Raw genomic sequence first — 16,266 nt, 5'->3', positions numbered from 1 at the left:
CGTCACGCTACGTACCGATCCGATCCAGGATCAGCGGCGAGGCGGCAGGCGCGTCGTCGCCGACGGCCCATCCGTCCGTCAGCGCCTCGAGCGCACCGTCGAACCGTTCCGGGGTGTCCGTGTGCAGCGTGAACACCGGACTCCCGGCGGACACCCGCTCTCCCGGTCTGACATGCATGCGCACCCCTGCTCCTGCCTGGACCTGTTGGCCCTGCCGCTCGCGCCCCGCACCCAGCCGCCAGGCAGCGATACCCACCGCCATGGCGTCCACACGGGTGACCACGCCGTCGCGGTCGGCCACGACGTCGTGAGTGTGTCGTGCCACGGGCAGCGGCGCAGCGGGATCGCCACCCTGTCCGGCGATCATCGACCGCCACCGGTCCATGGCCGTGCCGTCGCGCAGCTTGTCGGCCGGATCGACACCGTCGAGTCCGGCGGCCGCGACCATCTCCCGCGCCAGCGCGAGAGTCAGCTCGACGACGTCCGCGGGTCCGCCGCCGGCCAGGACGTCGAGGGATTCCTGCACCTCGAGAGCGTTGCCGGCGGTGAGGCCGAGCGGGGTGGACATGTCGGTGACCAGCGCGACGGTGTCGACGCCCGAGTCGGTGCCGAGTTCGACCATCGTCGCGGCGAGCTCGCGCGCCTGATCCAGCGACTTCATGAACGCACCCGATCCGCACTTCACGTCCAGGACCAGTGCGCCCGTCCCCTCGGCGATCTTCTTGCTCATGATCGACGCGGCGATCATGGGGATCGATTCGACGGTGCCGGTGACGTCGCGCAGGGCGTAGAGCTTCTTGTCCGCCGGGGCCAGATCCGCACCCGCAGCGCAGATCACCGCGCCGACAGCGGGGTCGTCGAGGAGTCGGGTCATCTCGTCGGCCGTGAGATCGGCCCGCCAGCCCGGAATGGACTCCAGCTTGTCCAATGTGCCGCCGGTGTAGCCGAGACCGCGTCCCGACAGCTGCGGCACCGCCGCACCGCACGCCGCGACGAGGGGTGCGAGCGGGAGCGTGATCTTGTCCCCGATACCGCCCGTGGAGTGCTTGTCGACGGTGGGACGCGAGATGGACGAGAAATCCATGCGGCTGCCCGAGGCGATCATCGCGTCGGTCCACTCGCGGATCTCCACGCGCGTCATGCCGCGCAGCAGAATGGCCATCGTGAGGGCCGACATCTGCTCGTCCGCCACGTCGCCACGGGTGTACGCGTCGACCATCCACGAGATCTGGTCCGAAGAAAGGGTGTGGCCATCGCGTTTGGTGGCTATCACCGATACGGCATCAGGCATCGGTCACCGCCTTCTCAGCGGTGTTCGAGACCTGGCCGGCGGCGAGATCGTCGGGGCCGAACGCCTCGGGGAGGAGGTCGCTCAGTGGACGCACACCCGACGCCGTGTCGATCAGCAGATCGCCTCCGCCGAACTCGAACAGAAGCTGCCGACAACGGCCGCACGGCAGCAGGATCGAGCCTCGACTGTCGCAGCACGAGAACGCGATCAGGCGTCCGCCGCCGCTCGCGTTCAGCGCCGACACCAGTCCGCACTCGGCGCAGAGCCCGAGACCGTATGAGACATTTTCCACATTGCATCCGGCGACGATGCGTCCGTCGTCCACTGTCGCAGCGGCTCCCACGGGGTAGTTCGAATAGGGCGCGTAGGCGTGGGTCATAGCCTCACGAGCACTGTCGCGCAAGGATTTCCAGTCGACTTCCGGCATGTGGGCGATCCTGTCACGTCGAGGCTGCCACTGCAGGCAACTCCGAGCGACCCACCAGGTCATTGGACAGGCAAACCTAACTTCCGGTCGGCAGGGAAACGCCAGGCCCAACGCGAATTAGTGCGCGTCCGAGCATGGGATTAGAGTTCGAAGAAGTCGTTTCACACACACGATCGAGCTGGATTTCTCCGGTATCTCTCCGGGCGTCTTCGCTCGTCGCGTCCATCAATGATGTTGGAGGCACTGCACTCGATGGCTAGCACGACCGAAGCCGCCCCGACGCGGGAGCGCACGCGGTCTCTGTACCGCGGAGACCCTGGCATGTGGTCCTGGGTTCTGCACCGGATCACCGGTGTCGTCACGTTCTTCTTCCTGTTCGTGCACGTCCTGGACACGGCGCTCGTCCGCGTCGATCCCCAGGCGTACAACGACGTGATCGACACGTACAAGACGCCGATCGTCGGCCTGATGGAGCTCGGCCTGGTGGCCGCGGTGCTCTACCACGCACTTAACGGCATCCGAGTCATGCTCGTCGACTTCTGGTCGAAGGGAACCCAGTACCAGCGCCTCATGCTGTGGGTCATCCTCGGCATCTGGTTCGTCGTCATGATCCCGGGCGCGGCACGCATCCTCTACAACACCTTCACCGGGGGGCACTGAGCCATGGCGACCACCGACGCAGGTGCCAAGCAGGCACGCACGCTGGGAACGTCTCACGACCGTCCCGCCAGCCTCGACAATCCGCGCTCACCGCGCCGGAAGAACCGCGGCAACTTCGAGCTCTACGCATGGCTGTTCATGCGCTTCTCCGGACTCGCGCTCGTCGTCCTCGTCCTCGGCCACATGTCCATCATGTTGCTGCTCGACGACGGTGTTCACCGCATCAACTTCGCCTTCGTGGCCGGCCGCTGGTCGAGCCCGTTCTGGCAGGTGTGGGACCTGACGATGCTCTGGTTGGCGCAGCTGCACGGCGGCAACGGTCTGCGGACCGTCATCGCCGACTACTCGCGCAAGGACTCCACGCGGTTCTGGCTCACCACGCTTCTGGTGCTCTCGATGATCCTCATCATGGGTCTGGGCACGTACGTCATCTTCACGTTCGACCCCAACATCACCGCCAGCTAGGGGAGATTGCACATGCAGGAACATCGTTACGACGTACTGATCGTCGGTGCCGGTGGTGCAGGTATGCGCGCGGCGATCGAGGCCGGTCCGCGCGCCCGCACCGCGGTGCTCACGAAGCTCTACCCCACTCGCAGCCACACCGGCGCGGCGCAGGGCGGCATGTGTGCTGCCCTCGCCAACGTCGAGGAGGACAACTGGGAGTGGCACACCTTCGACACGATCAAGGGCGGCGACTACCTGGTCGACCAGGACGCCGCCGAGATCATGGCGAAGGAGGCCATCGACGCGGTCCTCGACCTCGAGAAGATGGGCCTGCCGTTCAACCGCACGCCCGAGGGCAAGATCGATCAGCGTCGCTTCGGCGGACACACCCGTGACCACGGCAAGGCGCCCGTGCGCCGTGCGTGTTACGCCGCCGACCGCACCGGTCACATGATCCTGCAGACGCTGTACCAGCAGTGCGTCAAGCACGACGTGGAGTTCTTCAACGAGTTCTATGCGCTGGACATCGCGCTGACGGAGACCGACGAGGGCCCCGTGGCCACCGGCGTGATCGCCTACGAGCTGGCCACCGGCGAGCTGCACGTGTTCCACGCGAAGTCGATCGTGTTCGCCACCGGCGGTTCGGGTCGTATCTACAAGACGACCTCTAACGCCCACACCCTCACCGGTGACGGCATGAGCATCATCTTCCGCAAGGGCCTGCCGCTCGAGGACATGGAGTTCCACCAGTTCCACCCGACCGGCCTCGCCGGACTGGGCATCCTCATCTCCGAGGCCGTGCGCGGAGAGGGCGGAATCCTCCGCAACGCGGACGGTGAACGCTTCATGGAGCGCTACGCCCCCACCATCAAGGACCTCGCGCCGCGCGACATCGTCGCCCGCTCGATGGTGCTCGAGGTGCTCGAGGGTCGCGGTGCCGGACCGAACAAGGACTACGTCTACATCGACGTGACCCACCTCGGCGCCGACGTCCTCGAGGAGAAGCTCCCGGACATCACGGAGTTCTCCCGTACGTACCTGGGCGTCGACCCGGTCACCGAGCTGGTGCCCGTGTACCCGACGTGCCATTACGTCATGGGCGGCATCCCCACCAAGATCCGCGGTGAGGTGCTCCGCAACAACGACGACGTCGTCCCCGGCCTCTTCGCCGCCGGCGAGTGCGCCTGCGTGTCCGTGCACGGCTCCAACCGCCTCGGCACCAACTCGCTGCTCGACATCAACGTGTTCGGCCGTCGCGCCGGCATCGCTGCCGCCGAGCACGCCAACAGCGTCGACTTCACCCCGCTGCCCGAGGCTCCGCAGAAGATGGTCGAGGAATGGCTCGAACTCATCCTCTCGGATCACGGCAACGAGAAGGTCGCGACCATCCGCACCGAGCTGCAGCAGTCGATGGACAACAACGCGTCCGTCTTCCGCACCGAGGACACCCTCAAGCAGGCCCTGAGCGACATTCAGGGACTGAAGGAGCGCTACGGCCGGATCACCGTGCAGGACAAGGGCAAGCGCTACAACAGCGACCTGCTCGAGGCCGTCGAGCTCGGCTTCCTGCTGGAGATGGCGGAGGTCACCGTCGCCGGTGCTCTCAACCGCAAGGAGACTCGCGGCGGACACGCCCGCGAGGACTACCCGGAGCGCGACGACGTCAACTTCATGCGCCACACCATGGCGTACAAGGTGGGCGAGGGTCTGCTCTCCGATATCCGCCTCGACTACAAGCCCGTGGTGCAGACCCGCTACGAGCCGATGGAGCGTAAGTACTGATGAGCGCACCCGCTATCGACAAGTCCGAAGACAAGGGCGGTCTGCCTGCGGTTCCGGACGAAGCAGTGATGGTCACACTGAAGATCGCTCGCTTCAACCCGGAGGACGACAAGGGTTCGCACTGGGACAGCTTCCAGGTCCCCACCCTGCCGACCGACCGTCTTCTCAACCTGATGCTGTACGTGAAGAACTACCTGGACGGCACGTTCTCGTTCCGCCGCTCGTGCGCTCACGGCGTGTGCGGCAGCGACGCGGTCCGTGTCAACGGTGTCAACCGTCTGGCCTGCAAGGTCCTGATGCGCGACATGCTCCCGAAGGACTCCTCGAAGTCCCTCACCATCACGATCGAGCCCATCCGCGGTCTGCCCGTGGAGAAGGACCTGATCGTGAACATGGAGCCGTTCTTCGACGCGTTCCGCGCCGTCAAGCCGTACCTGATGACGTCCGGCAACGAGCCCACGCGTGAGCGCATCCAGTCGGCCGCCGACCGCGCGCGGTTCGACGACACCACCAAGTGCATCCTGTGCGCGTGCTGCACCACCTCGTGCCCCGTGTACTGGAACGACGGCAGCTACTTCGGTCCCGCTGCCATCGTCAACGCACACCGCTTCATCTTCGACAGCCGTGACGAGGGCGCTCCCGAGCGTCTGGACATCCTCAACGATGTCGAGGGTGTGTGGCGTTGCCGCACCACCTTCAACTGCACCGACGCGTGCCCCCGTGGCATCCAGGTGACGAAGGCGATCCAGGAAGTCAAGCGCGCACTGCTCTTCGCACGCTGATGTGCGCTTCGCGCCCGTGAGTCTTTTGCGCATCCCTGGATGCGCGAAAGGCTCACGGGCGGCGGAGCCGCACTAGACGAACGCCGAGTACCCCGTCACTCCCCTGCCGACGATGAGATTGTTCATCTGCGACGTGCCCTCGTACGAGTACAGCGCCTCGGCATCGGTGAAGTACCGGATCACGTCGTAGTCGAGCACGATGCCGTTGCCGCCCATGATCTCCCGCGCCCAGCCGACCACCTCGCGCAGTCGCGTGGTGGTGTAGCTCTTCGACAGCGCCGCGTGCTCGTCGTGGCGCACACCCGAGTCCTGCAACTGGGACACTCGTAGCGCCATACCGAGGCACGCGGTGATGTTGCCGGCCATACGGGCGATCAGGTCCGAGATCAACTGGAACGACGCGATGGGCGCACCGAACTGCTCGCGTTCCTGCGCGTACGCCACCGCCTTCTCGAAGGCACCGATCATGACGCCGACCGCGCCCCACGCGACGCCGCCGCGGGTGAGGGACAGGACCTTCGCGGTGTCGGCGAACGAGTTCGCGTGCTCGAGCTTGTTCGCGGCGGGCACCCGGCAGTCCTCGAAGTACAGATCCGCGTTCTCGACGGCGCGCAACGAGTACTTGCGCTCGATCTTCTCCGCACGGAACCCCTCCGCGAACCCGTCGTCACCCTTCTCGAGGACGAAGCCCTTCACCTCACCGTCCGCTTCGTCCTTCGCGTAGACGATGATCAGATCGGCGAAGGTCGCATTGCCGATCCAGCGCTTGCTGCCGTTGAGCACCCAGTGGTCACCATCGAGCCGGGCCGTCGTCTCCATGCCGCCGGCGACGTCGGATCCACCGTGCGGCTCGGACAGGCCGAAGGCGCCGATCTTCTCCATCCGGCGCATGGCCGGGAGCCACCGCTCCTTCTGCTCGTCGGAACCCAGGATGGCGATGCTGCTCATCGCGAGACCGCTGTGGACGGTGAACATCGTGCCCGTGGACGGATCGACCCGCGAGAACTCCATGCCCAGCCACCCGGTGAAGACCTTGCGTGCGGGCTCCCGACCATCGAACTCGTACTCGAGTCCGACGATGCCGAGGTCGGCCAGGCGCGGAAGCAGATGAACCGGCGATTCGGCCTTCTCCCAGAACTCATTGGCACGCGGGGCCACCTCGTCCTCGAGGAAGCGACGCACCACCGCGACCGTCTCCGACTCCTCGTCCGTCAGAATGCCCTGGTAGCCGAACATGTCCGCGGCGAGGAACCCCTTCGAGAGAGGTCCCAGCGGTTCGTGCTTGCTCATGTGCGACTCCTGTGTCGGTCGTCCGGCGAGTGGTCGGGTGACGCCTGTGTCTGTCACCGTGCTGCACGGATACCCCGGCTGTCCCGAGATCAGTCGAACCCGTCGAACGGATCTCGAGGTGTTCTCGAGGTACCCGGGGTCCCCGCTGTGCGGTCTCGACGAGGTGGGGCCATAGTTGATCGGTGACAGAACCCGGGGGCAGCTCGACGACCGAACCCACCATCGGCCGCGGGCTGGTCCTCCTGCTGGCCGTCACGTGCGGCGTCCTGGTCGCGAATCTGTACTACGCGCAACCGCTGCTCGACACGATCGCTCGCTCCTTCGGCATCGAGGAGGGCACGGCGGGGATCCTCGTCACCACCGCGCAGATCGGCTACGCCATCGGTCTGGCGTTCCTCGTCCCGCTCGGCGACCTGATCGAACGGCGGCGCCTCATCGTCACCGCCGCCCTGATCTGCGCAGTCGCGGACGGCATCGCCGTGGTGTCCCCCGGATTCCCGATGCTCGCCGCCGCCCTGGTCCTCGCCGGGGTGGGAGCGTCCGCCGCCATGGTCATCGTCCCGCTCGCCTCGGCCCTCGCCGCCGAGGAGGACCGCGGACGCACCGTCGGCACCGTCATGAGCGGTCTGCTCACCGGAATCCTGCTGGCGCGCACCGTCAGCGGGCTCCTGTCCGAGCTGGGCGGCTGGCGGTTGGTCTACGGGGTGGCCGCCGTGGCCATCGCCCTGCTCGCGGTGGTGCTGCGGAAGTACGTGCCGGTGTCGACCCCGGTGGTGACCGACACCTACCGCGGCATTCTCGGCTCGATCCTGACTCTCGTGCGCGAACTCCGGGAGCTCCGGTTGCGCATGGCTCTGGGCGCGCTCCTGATGGCCGCGTTCTCGGTGCTGTGGACCGGGCTCGCGTTCCTGCTCGCGGCTCCGCCGTTCTCCTACGGAGACGCCGTGATCGGCCTGTTCGGCATCGCCGGGGTCGCCGGTGCGCTGATGGCACCCATCGCCGGACGCATGACCGACAAGGGACACGGACGGCGCGCGACGACGCTGTGCCTGTCGATCCTGCTGGCCAGCTGGGCGCTGCTCTTCCTCGGATCGGGCAGCTCCGCCCTGTGGGCAGTCGTCGTCCTGATCGTCGGCATCATGGCGCTCGACCTGGGCACCCAGGGCGCGCACATCAGCAATCAGAACGTCGTGTTCGTCCTCGATCCGCCGGCGCGGAACCGTCTCAACACCGCGTACATGGTGAGTTACTTCGGCGGCGGCGTCCTCGGTTCCGTCGCCGCGTCCGTCAGCTATTCCGTCGGCGGCTGGGCGGTGCTGTGCCTCACCGGGGCAGCGATCTCCCTCGCCGCACTCGCCATCTGGCTCCTCGGCCGGAGCGCGTCATCGGGGAGTGTTGTGCGGAGTGACCACGTGCACGGGTGACGGTTCGTCCCGCACACCCTCGAGCGCGCCGGCGGCCTGCATGAGCAACCGGCACGCCGACCGCGCGTCGGCGCGCAGATCATGGTGCAGCACAGCCGAGATGGAGCGCTCGGCCAGCAGCCGACGGTTGTCCGCGTCGAGGTCGTGGGCGATGAACACCCGGCACCGACGGCCCACCCGCTCGAAGGCCCGCACGGTGGCGACGTTGCCGCCGCCGATGGAGTAGACCGCCTCGATGTCGGGGTGCAGCGTCAACGCCTCGACCACCAGATCCTCCACCGTGTCGTCGAGACCACTGCTGCGAGCGATGTCGAACACGGCCCGCGGCACCCCGGACGCCGTGCGGCGGAGGGCCCGACGGAACCCGATCTCCCGTTCGCCCTCGTTGCGGAACGTGTCGTGGCTCAACGTGACCAGCACGCTCGACGTCGACTCCCCCAGCCACTGATCGACGAGGTACGCCGCGGTGGCGCCCGCGGCGCCGTCGTCGATGCCCACGTACGCGGTGCGCGCGCTCGACGGCACGTCGCTCACGTAGGTCACCACCGGGATGCCGGCCGCCACGACGGCGTCGAGCGCGTCGGACACCTGCGGATCGTCCGGTGCCTTGACGATCAGTCCGTGCGAGCCGCGCGCGCGGATGCCGTCGAGCGTCTCGAGCATCGCGGGCACCGACTCCGTCTCGCGGAAGTGGAACCGCGACCGGACCACGGCCGGTGACAGCATCGGCAACTCGGCCTCGAGCGCGGACCGCACCTGGGAACAGAACCGCTCCGGTGCCTGCATCACCACGTCGACGAAGAACTTGCGCCCCGACAACCGCAACTGGGTGCGCTGCTTGTCGAGGTCGGCGATGGCCTGGCGCACCTCCGCTCGGGTGTCCTCGCGGACACCGGGCCGCTCGTGCAGCACCCGGTCCACGGTCGCCTCGCTCAGGCCCGACTGCTGCGCGATCTCCCGCACTTTGTAGCGATGTCCCACAGCGGTGTCCTCTCGAGGTGTTTTTGATGCGTTCAGAGTGTTGATCACCGGCGCCGGGACCGCAAGACTTCCCGGTGTGGGCACTCTTCTGGACGACACCGTCGTTCTCGTCAGCGGCGGCACGTCCGGTGTGGGCGCCGCCGTCGTACGGGCGAGCCTCGCCGCGGGTGCACGAGTGGCCTTCAGCGGCCGGCGCGACGACGTGGGCACCGCGTTCGAACGCGAGCTGCGCGCCGACGGCCACGACGCGACCTTCGTGCGCGCCGACATCGCCGACCCCATCGAGGCGATCGCGAGCGTCGAGCGCACCGTCGAGCACTACGGCCGCGTCGATGCCGTGTGCAACGCGGCCGGACTCACCACCCGCGGGTCGCTGCTCGACACCACCCCCGAGCTGTTCGACCAGCACGTGGCCGTCAACCTGCGAGGACCGTTCTTCGTCATGCAGGCCGCCGTCCGAGACATGCTCTCGCGCTCGGCTCCCGGCACCATCGTGAACATCGGCTCCGTGAGCGGCCGCGGCGGGCAGCCGTACCTCGCCCCGTACGTGGCGGCGAAGGCCGGACTGTCGGGGCTGACCAAGAACGCGGCACACGCTCACCGATTCGACCGGATCCGCATCAATGCGCTCGACATCGGCTGGACCGAGACCGGGGGCGAAGCGGTGACGCAGAAGACGTTCCACGACGCGCCGGACGACTGGGCCGCCGACGCCGCGGCGCGCATGCCGATGGGCAAGCTCGGACAACCCGACGAGATCGCCGACATGGTGGTGTTCCTGCTGTCGCCGCGCAGTGGCGTCGTCACCGGCTCGGTCATCGAATGGGATCAACAGGTAGTAGGAGGGCAGGACTGATGGGCAACGACGTTCGGAACCAGCGAATCGGAGTCGTCGGACTCGGACGCATCGGTGCGTTCCACACCGAGACTCTCGCCGGACTCGACGGGGTGTCGAGCCTCGTGGTCACCGACGGCCGGCCGGAGGTCACCGACGCCGTCGCCGCGAAGTACGGCGCGGACAAGGTCGACGGGGTCGAGGCGATGCTCACCGCCGGAGTGGACGGCATCGTCGTCGCGGCGGCCACACCCGCGCACGCCTCGCTGCTGCTGGCCGCGGTGGACGCCGGGATCCCCGTCTTCTGCGAGAAGCCGTTGGCCTTCACCGCGACCGAGAGCAAGGCCGTGGTCGACGGCATAGCGACCTCCGACGTGCCCGTGCAGATCGGGTTCAACCGGCGATTCGATCCGGCCGTCGCAGCCGCCGAACGTGCCGTGCGCAGCGGAGATCTCGGGTTCCTGCACACCGTGCGGTCCACCACTCTCGACCCCGCTCCCCCGCCGATGGCGTACATCGCGGAGTCCGGCGGCATCTTCCGCGACTGCAGCGTCCACGACTTCGACGTCGTGCGCTGGATCGTCGGTCGCGAGGTCGTGTCCGTGTTCGCCACCGGCTCGAACCAGGGCGATCCCGCGTTCGCCGCCGCCGGCGACGTCGACTCCGCCACGGTGTTGCTCACGTTCGAGGGTGGCGCCGTCGGTGTCGTGTCGAACTCCCGCTACAACGGCCGCGGCTACGACTGCCGCCTCGAGGTCCACGGCCGGGACGACACGGTGGTCGCCGGCTGGGATCCCCACACACCGGTGCGGAACATGGAAGCGCCCCAGCTCTTCCCTCACGGCGAGCTGTTCCCGTCGGACACGCCCCACGGGTTCTTCATGGACCGGTTCGCCGCCTCCTACCGCGCCGAGCTGTCCGCGTTCCTCAAGGTCTGCGCCGGCACCCGCCCGTCCCCCTGCACCGCGCAGGACGCTCTCGAGGTCGCCTGGATCGCCGAGGCCGCCACCGAATCCCTGCGCCGCGGCGCACCCGTCACCCTGGAAGAGGTCCGCTCATGACCGCCGCACCCGTACGTATCGCCGGAGCCCCCATCTCGTGGGGCGTCTGCGAGGTCCCAGGCTGGGGATACCAGATGGACAACGATCGCGTGCTGCGCGAGATGCGCGGCGCCGGACTCACCGCGACGGAGAACGGTCCCGAGGGCTTCCTCCCGGCCGATCCGGCGTCCCTGGCCGCAGTGCTCGCCGGTCACGACCTGACCTCCGTCGGGGGCTTCGCTCCCGTTCTGCTGCATGAGGAGTCGCACGATCCGGTGCCGACCATCGCGTCGCTGCTCGACGGCTTCGTGGCCGCGAACGCCGACGTCATCGTCCTCGCCGCGTCCACCGGCCAGGAGGGCTACGACGCCCGTCCGACGCTCACCGCCGATCAGTGGACCGTGTTGCTGCGCAACCTCGATCGTCTCGCCGCCGCCTCGGCCGAGCGGGGAATCCTCGCCGTCGTGCATCCCCACGTCGGCACCATGATCGAGCAGCGTGACGAGGTGCACCGCGTGCTCGACGGTTCCTCCATCCCGCTGTGCCTGGACACCGGGCACCTCATGATCGGCGGCACCGACCCGGCCGAACTGGCCACCGCGGCAGCCGATCGCATCGCGCACGCTCACCTCAAGGACGTCGACGCCGCCCTCGCAGCACGGGTCCAGGCCGGCGAGCTCACCTACACCGACGCGGTCCGCGCCGGCATGTACACGCCGCTCGGCACCGGGGACGTGGGCATCGGCGGCGTCGTCGACTCGCTTCTCGACGCCGGATACACCGGCTGGTTCGTGCTCGAGCAGGACACCATCCTGTCCGAGGAGCCGGGCGAGGTGGGCGGCCCGGTGACGGACGTCGTCGCCAGCGTGCAGCATCTCCACGACATCGTCGCCGCCCGAACGGCCGCAGTGTGACGGCACCTCTGCGCATCGGGGTCCTCGGCGCGTCGCGCATCGCGGAGCAGGCGATCATCGGCCCGGCTCACGCGCTGGGTCATCGACTGGTGGTGGTCGCGGCACGCGATCGCGGCCGCGCCGAGGCCTTCGCACAGCGGTACGGCGTCGAGCGCGTCGCCGACGACTACGACGCAATGATCGGCGATCCCGAGGTGGACGCCGTCTACAACCCGCTCGCCAACGCCCTGCACGCCGAGTGGAACATACGCGCCCTGCGGGCCGGCAAGGCCGTCCTGACGGAGAAACCGTTCGCGCGCAACGCCGCCGAGGCGCGGGCCGTACGCGACGTGGCTCGCGAGACGGGCGGAGTGATCGTCGAGGGGTTCCACTACCTCTTCCACCCGGTGACGCGACGGCTGCTGGACATCGCCGCGAACGGCACCCTCGGTCGCCTCACGCGCGTCGAGGTCGTCATGGCCATGCCCGCACCCGCCGACGACGATCCCCGATGGTCGCTCGACCTCGCGGGCGGGTCCGTCATGGACCTGGGCTGCTACGGGCTCCACGTGCACCGTCTGCTCGCCGACGTCGCCGGTGGGCCTCCCCGCGTGGTCTCCGCCGTCGCCACCGAACGTGATCCCGGCGTCGACGCGACGTCGACCATCGAACTCGCATTTCCCGACGGCGCCGTCGGCACCGTGACGAACTCGATGGAGCACGCCGAGCACGAGTTCACGGTGCGGCTGACCTTCACCGAGGGAACGGCGTTCGCGCACAACCACATCAAGCCGAACACCGATGACCGCGTCTCCGTCACGGACACGTCGGGGACGACGGTGGAGCACCTCGGCACCCGCCCGTCGTACGAGTACCAGCTCGAGGCCTTCGCGGCGCGGGTGCAAGGCGGCGCTCCGATCCCCCTGGACGCCGACGACGCGGTGGCCACCATGGAGCTCGTCGATGCCGCGTACACGGCGGCAGGTCTCCCTCTCCGGTAGACACCGAACGACGGCCCCGCACCTCTCCCCGGTGCGGGCCGTCGTCGTTGGTGCAGTTCTGCTCACAGGCGCGGACCGCACGGCACATCCAGCCGTGCCGACACGGGTTGCGTGCAGAAACAACACGGGCCCCGCACCTCGTGTGAGGTGCGGGGCCCGGGAGTCGAGCGTCAGCGGCGCAGTTCGTGCGTCAGCGTCTCCAGCTCGTCGCCGCCGGCCATCTCCTTGGTGAGATCGTCGAGGCTGATCTCGTCGTAGGAGCAGTCGAGCTTCTGGCGGCCACGGTTGAGCAGTACGAAGTGGTCACCGACCATGTACGCGTGGTGCGGGTTGTGCGTGATGAACACGACGCCGAAGCCCTGCTCCTTCGCTGCCGAGATGTAGCGCAGCACCATGCCGGACTGCTTGACGCCCAGCGCGGCGGTCGGCTCGTCGAGGATGAGGACACGGGCGCCGAAGAAGATGGCGCGGGCGATGGCCACACACTGGCGCTGACCGCCGGAGAGCGAGCCGATGGGGGCGTCCACGTCGGGCAGGTCGATGCCCATCTTGTGGAGCTCCTCCTTGGTCGTCGCGCGCATCGCGGCGGCGTCGAGGGTGCGGAAGACACCCTTCTTCCGGAGCTCCTGGCCCAGGAAGAAGTTGCGCCACACCGGCATCAGGGACACGACGGCGAGGTCCTGGTAGACCGTCGCGATGCCCTTGTCGAGCGCGTCCTTGGGTGAGGAGAACTTGACCTCCTCGCCGTCGACGAGCAGCTGGCCCTCGGTCTGCTGGTGCAGGCCGGCCATGATCTTGATGAGGGTCGACTTGCCGGCACCGTTGTCGCCGAGGACACCGGTGACCTCACCGGCGCCGACGCGCAGGTTGATCCCGCCGAGGGCGATGATGTTGCCGTAGCTCTTGCCGACGTTCCTCAGCTCGATCAGCGGGGTCTTGCCGCCACTGTTCGATTCGAGGGGAGTCTCGATGGTTGCACTCATGTCAGGTGTCACCTTTTCGCAGCGTAGGAACGGAAGCTGTTGTTGGCGATGACGGCGAAGAGCAGCATCGCACCGAGGAAGAACTTGAACCAGTCCGGGTTCCAGCCGGCGTAGACGATGCCCTGGTTGGTCATGCCGAAGATGAAGGCGCCGATGGCCGCACCGATGGCGGTACCGAAGCCTCCGGTGAGCAGGCAGCCACCGATGACCGCGGCGATGATGTACAGGAACTCGTTACCGACACCCTGGCCGGACTGAACGGTGTTGAAGGCGAAGAGCAGGTGCATGCCGACGAACCAGGCGCAGAAGCCGACGAACATGAACATGCCGATCTTGACCTTGGTCACCGGCACACCGATGGCGCGAGCCGAGTCCTGGTTGCCGCCGACGGCGAAGATCCAGTTGCCGATGCGCGTCTTCATCAGCACGTAGGTGGTGATGAGCGTGAAGACGAGCCACCACAGCACGGTGATGCGGACCGAGACACCGAAGACGGAGAACGACGAGGCGAAGACCTTCTTGGCGGACTCGAACCCGTCCATGTCGGAGATGGACTGCGTCGCGACCTGGCCGGTGACGAGCTTGGTCACCGCGAGGTTGATGCCCGTCAACATCAGGAACGAGGACAGCGTGATGAGGAACGACGGGATCTTCGTCTTCATCACCAGGTACCCGTTGAGGAATCCCACCCCCAGTGCCAGCACCAGGGCGAGAACAGAGCCGATCCAGACGTTGAGGTGGAGGTTGTAGGCCAGCATGGAGGCGGCGATGGAGGAGAACGTCACCGCCACTCCGGTCGACAGGTCGAACTCGCCGCCGATCATGAGGACCGACACGCCGCACGCCATGATGCCGATGGTCGACGAGGCGTACAGCACGGTGGCCAGGGCCTCGGGGCTCCGGAACGGCGGCGCGACGATGGCGAAGAACACGAAGATGATGATGGCGCCGAAGAGGGCGCCGATCTCCGGACGGACCAGCAGACGCTGGAACGGCTTCTGCTTCTTCACCCGCTCGTCGGTCACGACGGTATGCGTGGCGAGATCGAGATCTGCCTGAGTGGACATGGACTTCCTTACCTGACGGGGGATTCTCTGCGCGGGCGGAGCATTCGTTCGGATGACGCTCCGTGAAGGGGGCGAGCGGCGAACGTTCCGTGTGATGTCGATGTAATACGCATCACAGCCATAAGTCAATACTTTGTTCGGACATTAGGACTGCAGCCGGACATATCCGCTAGAGCGTGACCCACCTTCCCGACTCCACCGACTCCGTCATCGCGTCCAGCACCGACGCGCTACGGACAGCATCCCGCACGGTCGCGCCGACGGAGACGTTCTCGGCGATGGACTGCAGGAAGCGCGCCGCCTCGACCACCTTCAGGTCGTCGTACCCCATCGCGGACGCGGACCCCGGCTGGAAGACGCCGTACTCGCCGGCTCCCGGACCGACGAAGAGCGTGGACTGCGGCTGGTCCTGGTACAGCGGCTGATCCTCGCCGGTCGCCCGCAGGCCCAGCTGCAGCTCCCCCATCCGACGGAAGTCCCACGAGACCGAGCCCTTGGTCCCGTGGATCTCGAACCCGTAGGAGTTCTGGTCACCCACCGCCACGCGACTGGCCTCGAGGACGCACCGTGCGCCGGTCGCCATGCGCAGCTGCGCGGACACGAAGTCCTCGTTCTCCACCGGGCCCTGCTCACCGCCCGTGGCGCGCATGTGGCCGCTGGTCACCCCCGCCGGCTTGGCGCGCTGCGGGATGAAGACGGCGGTGTCCGCCACCAGCGAGGCGATGTCGCCGAGCAGATACCAGATCAGATCCGCGCCGTGGGACGCCAGATCGCCGAGCACGCCGCTGCCGCCGCGCTCACGCTCGAAACGCCAGCTCAGCGCGCCGTCCGGGTGGGCCGCGTAGTCACTGAAGAACCGGAAGCGTGCGTGCGTCACGTCGCCCAGTTCGCCGGACGCGATGATGCCGCGCGCCTGCTCCACGGCCGGTGCATTGCGGTAGTTGAAGCCCACCGCCGTCTGCACGCCTGCCTTCTCCGCGGCGATCGCCACCGCACGGGCATCGTCCGCCGACAGACCCACGGGCTTCTCGATCCAGAGGTGCTTCCCGGCCTCGGCCACCGCGACGCCCATCTCCCGGTGCAGGAAGTTCGGCGACGTCACCGACACGGCACCGATGGACGGATCGGCCACGACGTCGCGCCACGACTCGGTGGACGAGCCGAAGCCGAACTGTTCGGCGGCCTCGGCAGCGCGGCCGGGTACCTCGTCGGCCACGGTCGCGAGAACGGGCAGGGGTCGGAGCGCGGGGTAGTGGTGGCGCACGCGGCTGTAAGCCTGCGTGTGGACGCGGCCCATCCAGCCGAAGCCGATGACGGCGACAGGCAGAGTGGTGGGGCGAGAGTCGGACATGGGTGCACTCCA

16 protein-coding genes are annotated in these 16,266 nt (G+C 67.7%); 9 read left to right on the top strand and 7 right to left on the bottom strand.

Translation table 11 applies throughout. From position 1 onward, the window contains the following. Positions 1-7 precede the first annotated feature (7 nt). Together JOE30_RS12340 and JOE30_RS12335 are read right to left on the bottom strand one after the other, a co-directional pair. Positions 8-1,291, bottom strand: a complete 1,284-nt coding sequence (locus JOE30_RS12340; protein WP_204866966.1) for a thymidine phosphorylase — start codon at positions 1,289-1,291, stop codon at positions 8-10. Further along, on the bottom strand, positions 1,284-1,718 hold the full coding sequence (locus JOE30_RS12335) for a cytidine deaminase (protein ID WP_027503722.1): 435 nt from the start codon (positions 1,716-1,718) through the stop codon (positions 1,284-1,286). The genes JOE30_RS12340 and JOE30_RS12335 overlap by 8 nt, the downstream gene beginning before the upstream one ends. A gap of 252 nt (positions 1,719-1,970) precedes the next feature. Between JOE30_RS12335 and sdhC the strand changes: the two genes are divergently transcribed. The 4 genes from sdhC to JOE30_RS12315 are packed head-to-tail and all read left to right on the top strand — an operon-like array spanning position 1,971 to position 5,389. Further along, a complete protein-coding gene (gene sdhC, locus JOE30_RS12330; protein ID WP_081821085.1) occupies positions 1,971-2,378 on the top strand; it encodes a succinate dehydrogenase, cytochrome b556 subunit in 408 nt (135 codons plus the stop codon). A 3-nt stretch (positions 2,379-2,381) separates the two neighbouring features. Next, positions 2,382-2,843, top strand: coding sequence for a succinate dehydrogenase hydrophobic membrane anchor subunit (locus JOE30_RS12325; protein WP_027503724.1), 462 nt, complete (start codon positions 2,382-2,384; stop codon positions 2,841-2,843). Between the two features lie 12 nt (positions 2,844-2,855). Next, positions 2,856-4,607, top strand: a complete 1,752-nt coding sequence (sdhA, locus tag JOE30_RS12320) for a succinate dehydrogenase flavoprotein subunit (RefSeq protein WP_027503725.1) — start codon at positions 2,856-2,858, stop codon at positions 4,605-4,607. Beyond that, positions 4,607-5,389: a succinate dehydrogenase iron-sulfur subunit gene (locus tag JOE30_RS12315; protein ID WP_027503726.1), complete on the top strand. Its 783-nt coding sequence runs from the start codon at positions 4,607-4,609 to the stop codon at positions 5,387-5,389. The genes sdhA and JOE30_RS12315 overlap by 1 nt, the downstream gene beginning before the upstream one ends. A gap of 72 nt (positions 5,390-5,461) precedes the next feature. Here JOE30_RS12315 and JOE30_RS12310 read toward each other — a convergent pair whose 3' ends face one another. Further along, positions 5,462-6,679 (bottom strand): acyl-CoA dehydrogenase family protein, encoded by a 1,218-nt coding sequence (locus tag JOE30_RS12310; RefSeq protein WP_204866962.1) that lies wholly within the window; start codon positions 6,677-6,679, stop codon positions 5,462-5,464. 182 nt (positions 6,680-6,861) lie between these two features. Between JOE30_RS12310 and JOE30_RS12305 the strand changes: the two genes are divergently transcribed. Then, on the top strand, positions 6,862-8,103 hold the full coding sequence (locus JOE30_RS12305; RefSeq protein ID WP_204866961.1) for an MFS transporter: 1,242 nt from the start codon (positions 6,862-6,864) through the stop codon (positions 8,101-8,103). Here the strand turns inward: JOE30_RS12305 and JOE30_RS12300 are convergent. Then, positions 8,062-9,084, bottom strand: coding sequence for a LacI family DNA-binding transcriptional regulator (locus tag JOE30_RS12300; RefSeq protein ID WP_204866960.1), 1,023 nt, complete (start codon positions 9,082-9,084; stop codon positions 8,062-8,064). The genes JOE30_RS12305 and JOE30_RS12300 overlap by 42 nt on opposite strands. Positions 9,085-9,160: 76 nt before the next feature. On the opposite strand from JOE30_RS12300, the gene JOE30_RS12295 reads away from it, so the two are divergent. The 4 genes from JOE30_RS12295 to JOE30_RS12280 are packed head-to-tail and all read left to right on the top strand — an operon-like array spanning position 9,161 to position 12,853. Beyond that, positions 9,161-9,940: an SDR family oxidoreductase gene (locus JOE30_RS12295; RefSeq protein ID WP_204866959.1), complete on the top strand. Its 780-nt coding sequence runs from the start codon at positions 9,161-9,163 to the stop codon at positions 9,938-9,940. Next, a complete protein-coding gene (locus tag JOE30_RS12290; protein ID WP_204866958.1) occupies positions 9,940-10,980 on the top strand; it encodes a Gfo/Idh/MocA family oxidoreductase in 1,041 nt (346 codons plus the stop codon). Before JOE30_RS12295 ends, JOE30_RS12290 begins: the two co-directional genes overlap by 1 nt. After that, the gene (locus tag JOE30_RS12285) at positions 10,977-11,873 is read left to right on the top strand and encodes a sugar phosphate isomerase/epimerase (RefSeq protein ID WP_027503731.1); all 897 of its coding nucleotides are present in this window, start codon (positions 10,977-10,979) and stop codon (positions 11,871-11,873) included. Before JOE30_RS12290 ends, JOE30_RS12285 begins: the two co-directional genes overlap by 4 nt. Beyond that, complete coding sequence (locus JOE30_RS12280; protein ID WP_307806157.1) at positions 11,870-12,853, top strand: Gfo/Idh/MocA family oxidoreductase; 984 nt, start codon at positions 11,870-11,872, stop codon at positions 12,851-12,853. Before JOE30_RS12285 ends, JOE30_RS12280 begins: the two co-directional genes overlap by 4 nt. A 170-nt stretch (positions 12,854-13,023) precedes the next feature. Here JOE30_RS12280 and JOE30_RS12275 read toward each other — a convergent pair whose 3' ends face one another. The 3 genes from JOE30_RS12275 to JOE30_RS12265 all read right to left on the bottom strand — a co-directional run bounded on the left by JOE30_RS12275 (position 13,024) and on the right by JOE30_RS12265 (position 16,254). Then, positions 13,024-13,836 (bottom strand): ATP-binding cassette domain-containing protein, encoded by an 813-nt coding sequence (locus JOE30_RS12275; protein WP_204866957.1) that lies wholly within the window; start codon positions 13,834-13,836, stop codon positions 13,024-13,026. Positions 13,837-13,844: 8 nt separating this feature from the next. Further along, positions 13,845-14,903, bottom strand: a complete 1,059-nt coding sequence (locus JOE30_RS12270) for an ABC transporter permease (RefSeq protein WP_204866956.1) — start codon at positions 14,901-14,903, stop codon at positions 13,845-13,847. Positions 14,904-15,072: 169 nt separating this feature from the next. Continuing rightward, positions 15,073-16,254 (bottom strand): Gfo/Idh/MocA family protein, encoded by a 1,182-nt coding sequence (locus JOE30_RS12265; protein ID WP_204866954.1) that lies wholly within the window; start codon positions 16,252-16,254, stop codon positions 15,073-15,075. Between the last annotated feature and the right edge of the window lie 12 nt (positions 16,255-16,266).

Origin of the sequence: Rhodococcus sp. PvP016 (assembly GCF_017832185.1) — a bacterium.
GTDB lineage: Bacteria > Actinomycetota > Actinomycetes > Mycobacteriales > Mycobacteriaceae > Rhodococcoides.
Note: the sequence above shows the minus strand (reverse complement) of the source record. Positions and strands in the feature narration are given on the sequence as shown.

What these genes read in the sequence shown, in the direction of transcription:
- JOE30_RS12340 (WP_204866966.1), bottom strand. Translation starts at nt 1,291, where the DNA reads ATGCCTGATGCCGTATCGGTGATAGCCACCAAACGCGATGGCCACACC.
- JOE30_RS12335 (WP_027503722.1), bottom strand. Translation starts at nt 1,718, where the DNA reads ATGCCGGAAGTCGACTGGAAATCCTTGCGCGACAGTGCTCGTGAGGCT.
- sdhC (WP_081821085.1), top strand. Translation starts at nt 1,971, where the DNA reads ATGGCTAGCACGACCGAAGCCGCCCCGACGCGGGAGCGCACGCGGTCT.
- JOE30_RS12325 (WP_027503724.1), top strand. Translation starts at nt 2,382, where the DNA reads ATGGCGACCACCGACGCAGGTGCCAAGCAGGCACGCACGCTGGGAACG.
- sdhA (WP_027503725.1), top strand. Translation starts at nt 2,856, where the DNA reads ATGCAGGAACATCGTTACGACGTACTGATCGTCGGTGCCGGTGGTGCA.
- JOE30_RS12315 (WP_027503726.1), top strand. Translation starts at nt 4,607, where the DNA reads ATGAGCGCACCCGCTATCGACAAGTCCGAAGACAAGGGCGGTCTGCCT.
- JOE30_RS12310 (WP_204866962.1), bottom strand. Translation starts at nt 6,679, where the DNA reads ATGAGCAAGCACGAACCGCTGGGACCTCTCTCGAAGGGGTTCCTCGCC.
- JOE30_RS12290 (WP_204866958.1), top strand. Translation starts at nt 9,940, where the DNA reads ATGGGCAACGACGTTCGGAACCAGCGAATCGGAGTCGTCGGACTCGGA.
- JOE30_RS12285 (WP_027503731.1), top strand. Translation starts at nt 10,977, where the DNA reads ATGACCGCCGCACCCGTACGTATCGCCGGAGCCCCCATCTCGTGGGGC.
- JOE30_RS12275 (WP_204866957.1), bottom strand. Translation starts at nt 13,836, where the DNA reads ATGAGTGCAACCATCGAGACTCCCCTCGAATCGAACAGTGGCGGCAAG.
- JOE30_RS12270 (WP_204866956.1), bottom strand. Translation starts at nt 14,903, where the DNA reads ATGTCCACTCAGGCAGATCTCGATCTCGCCACGCATACCGTCGTGACC.
- JOE30_RS12265 (WP_204866954.1), bottom strand. Translation starts at nt 16,254, where the DNA reads ATGTCCGACTCTCGCCCCACCACTCTGCCTGTCGCCGTCATCGGCTTC.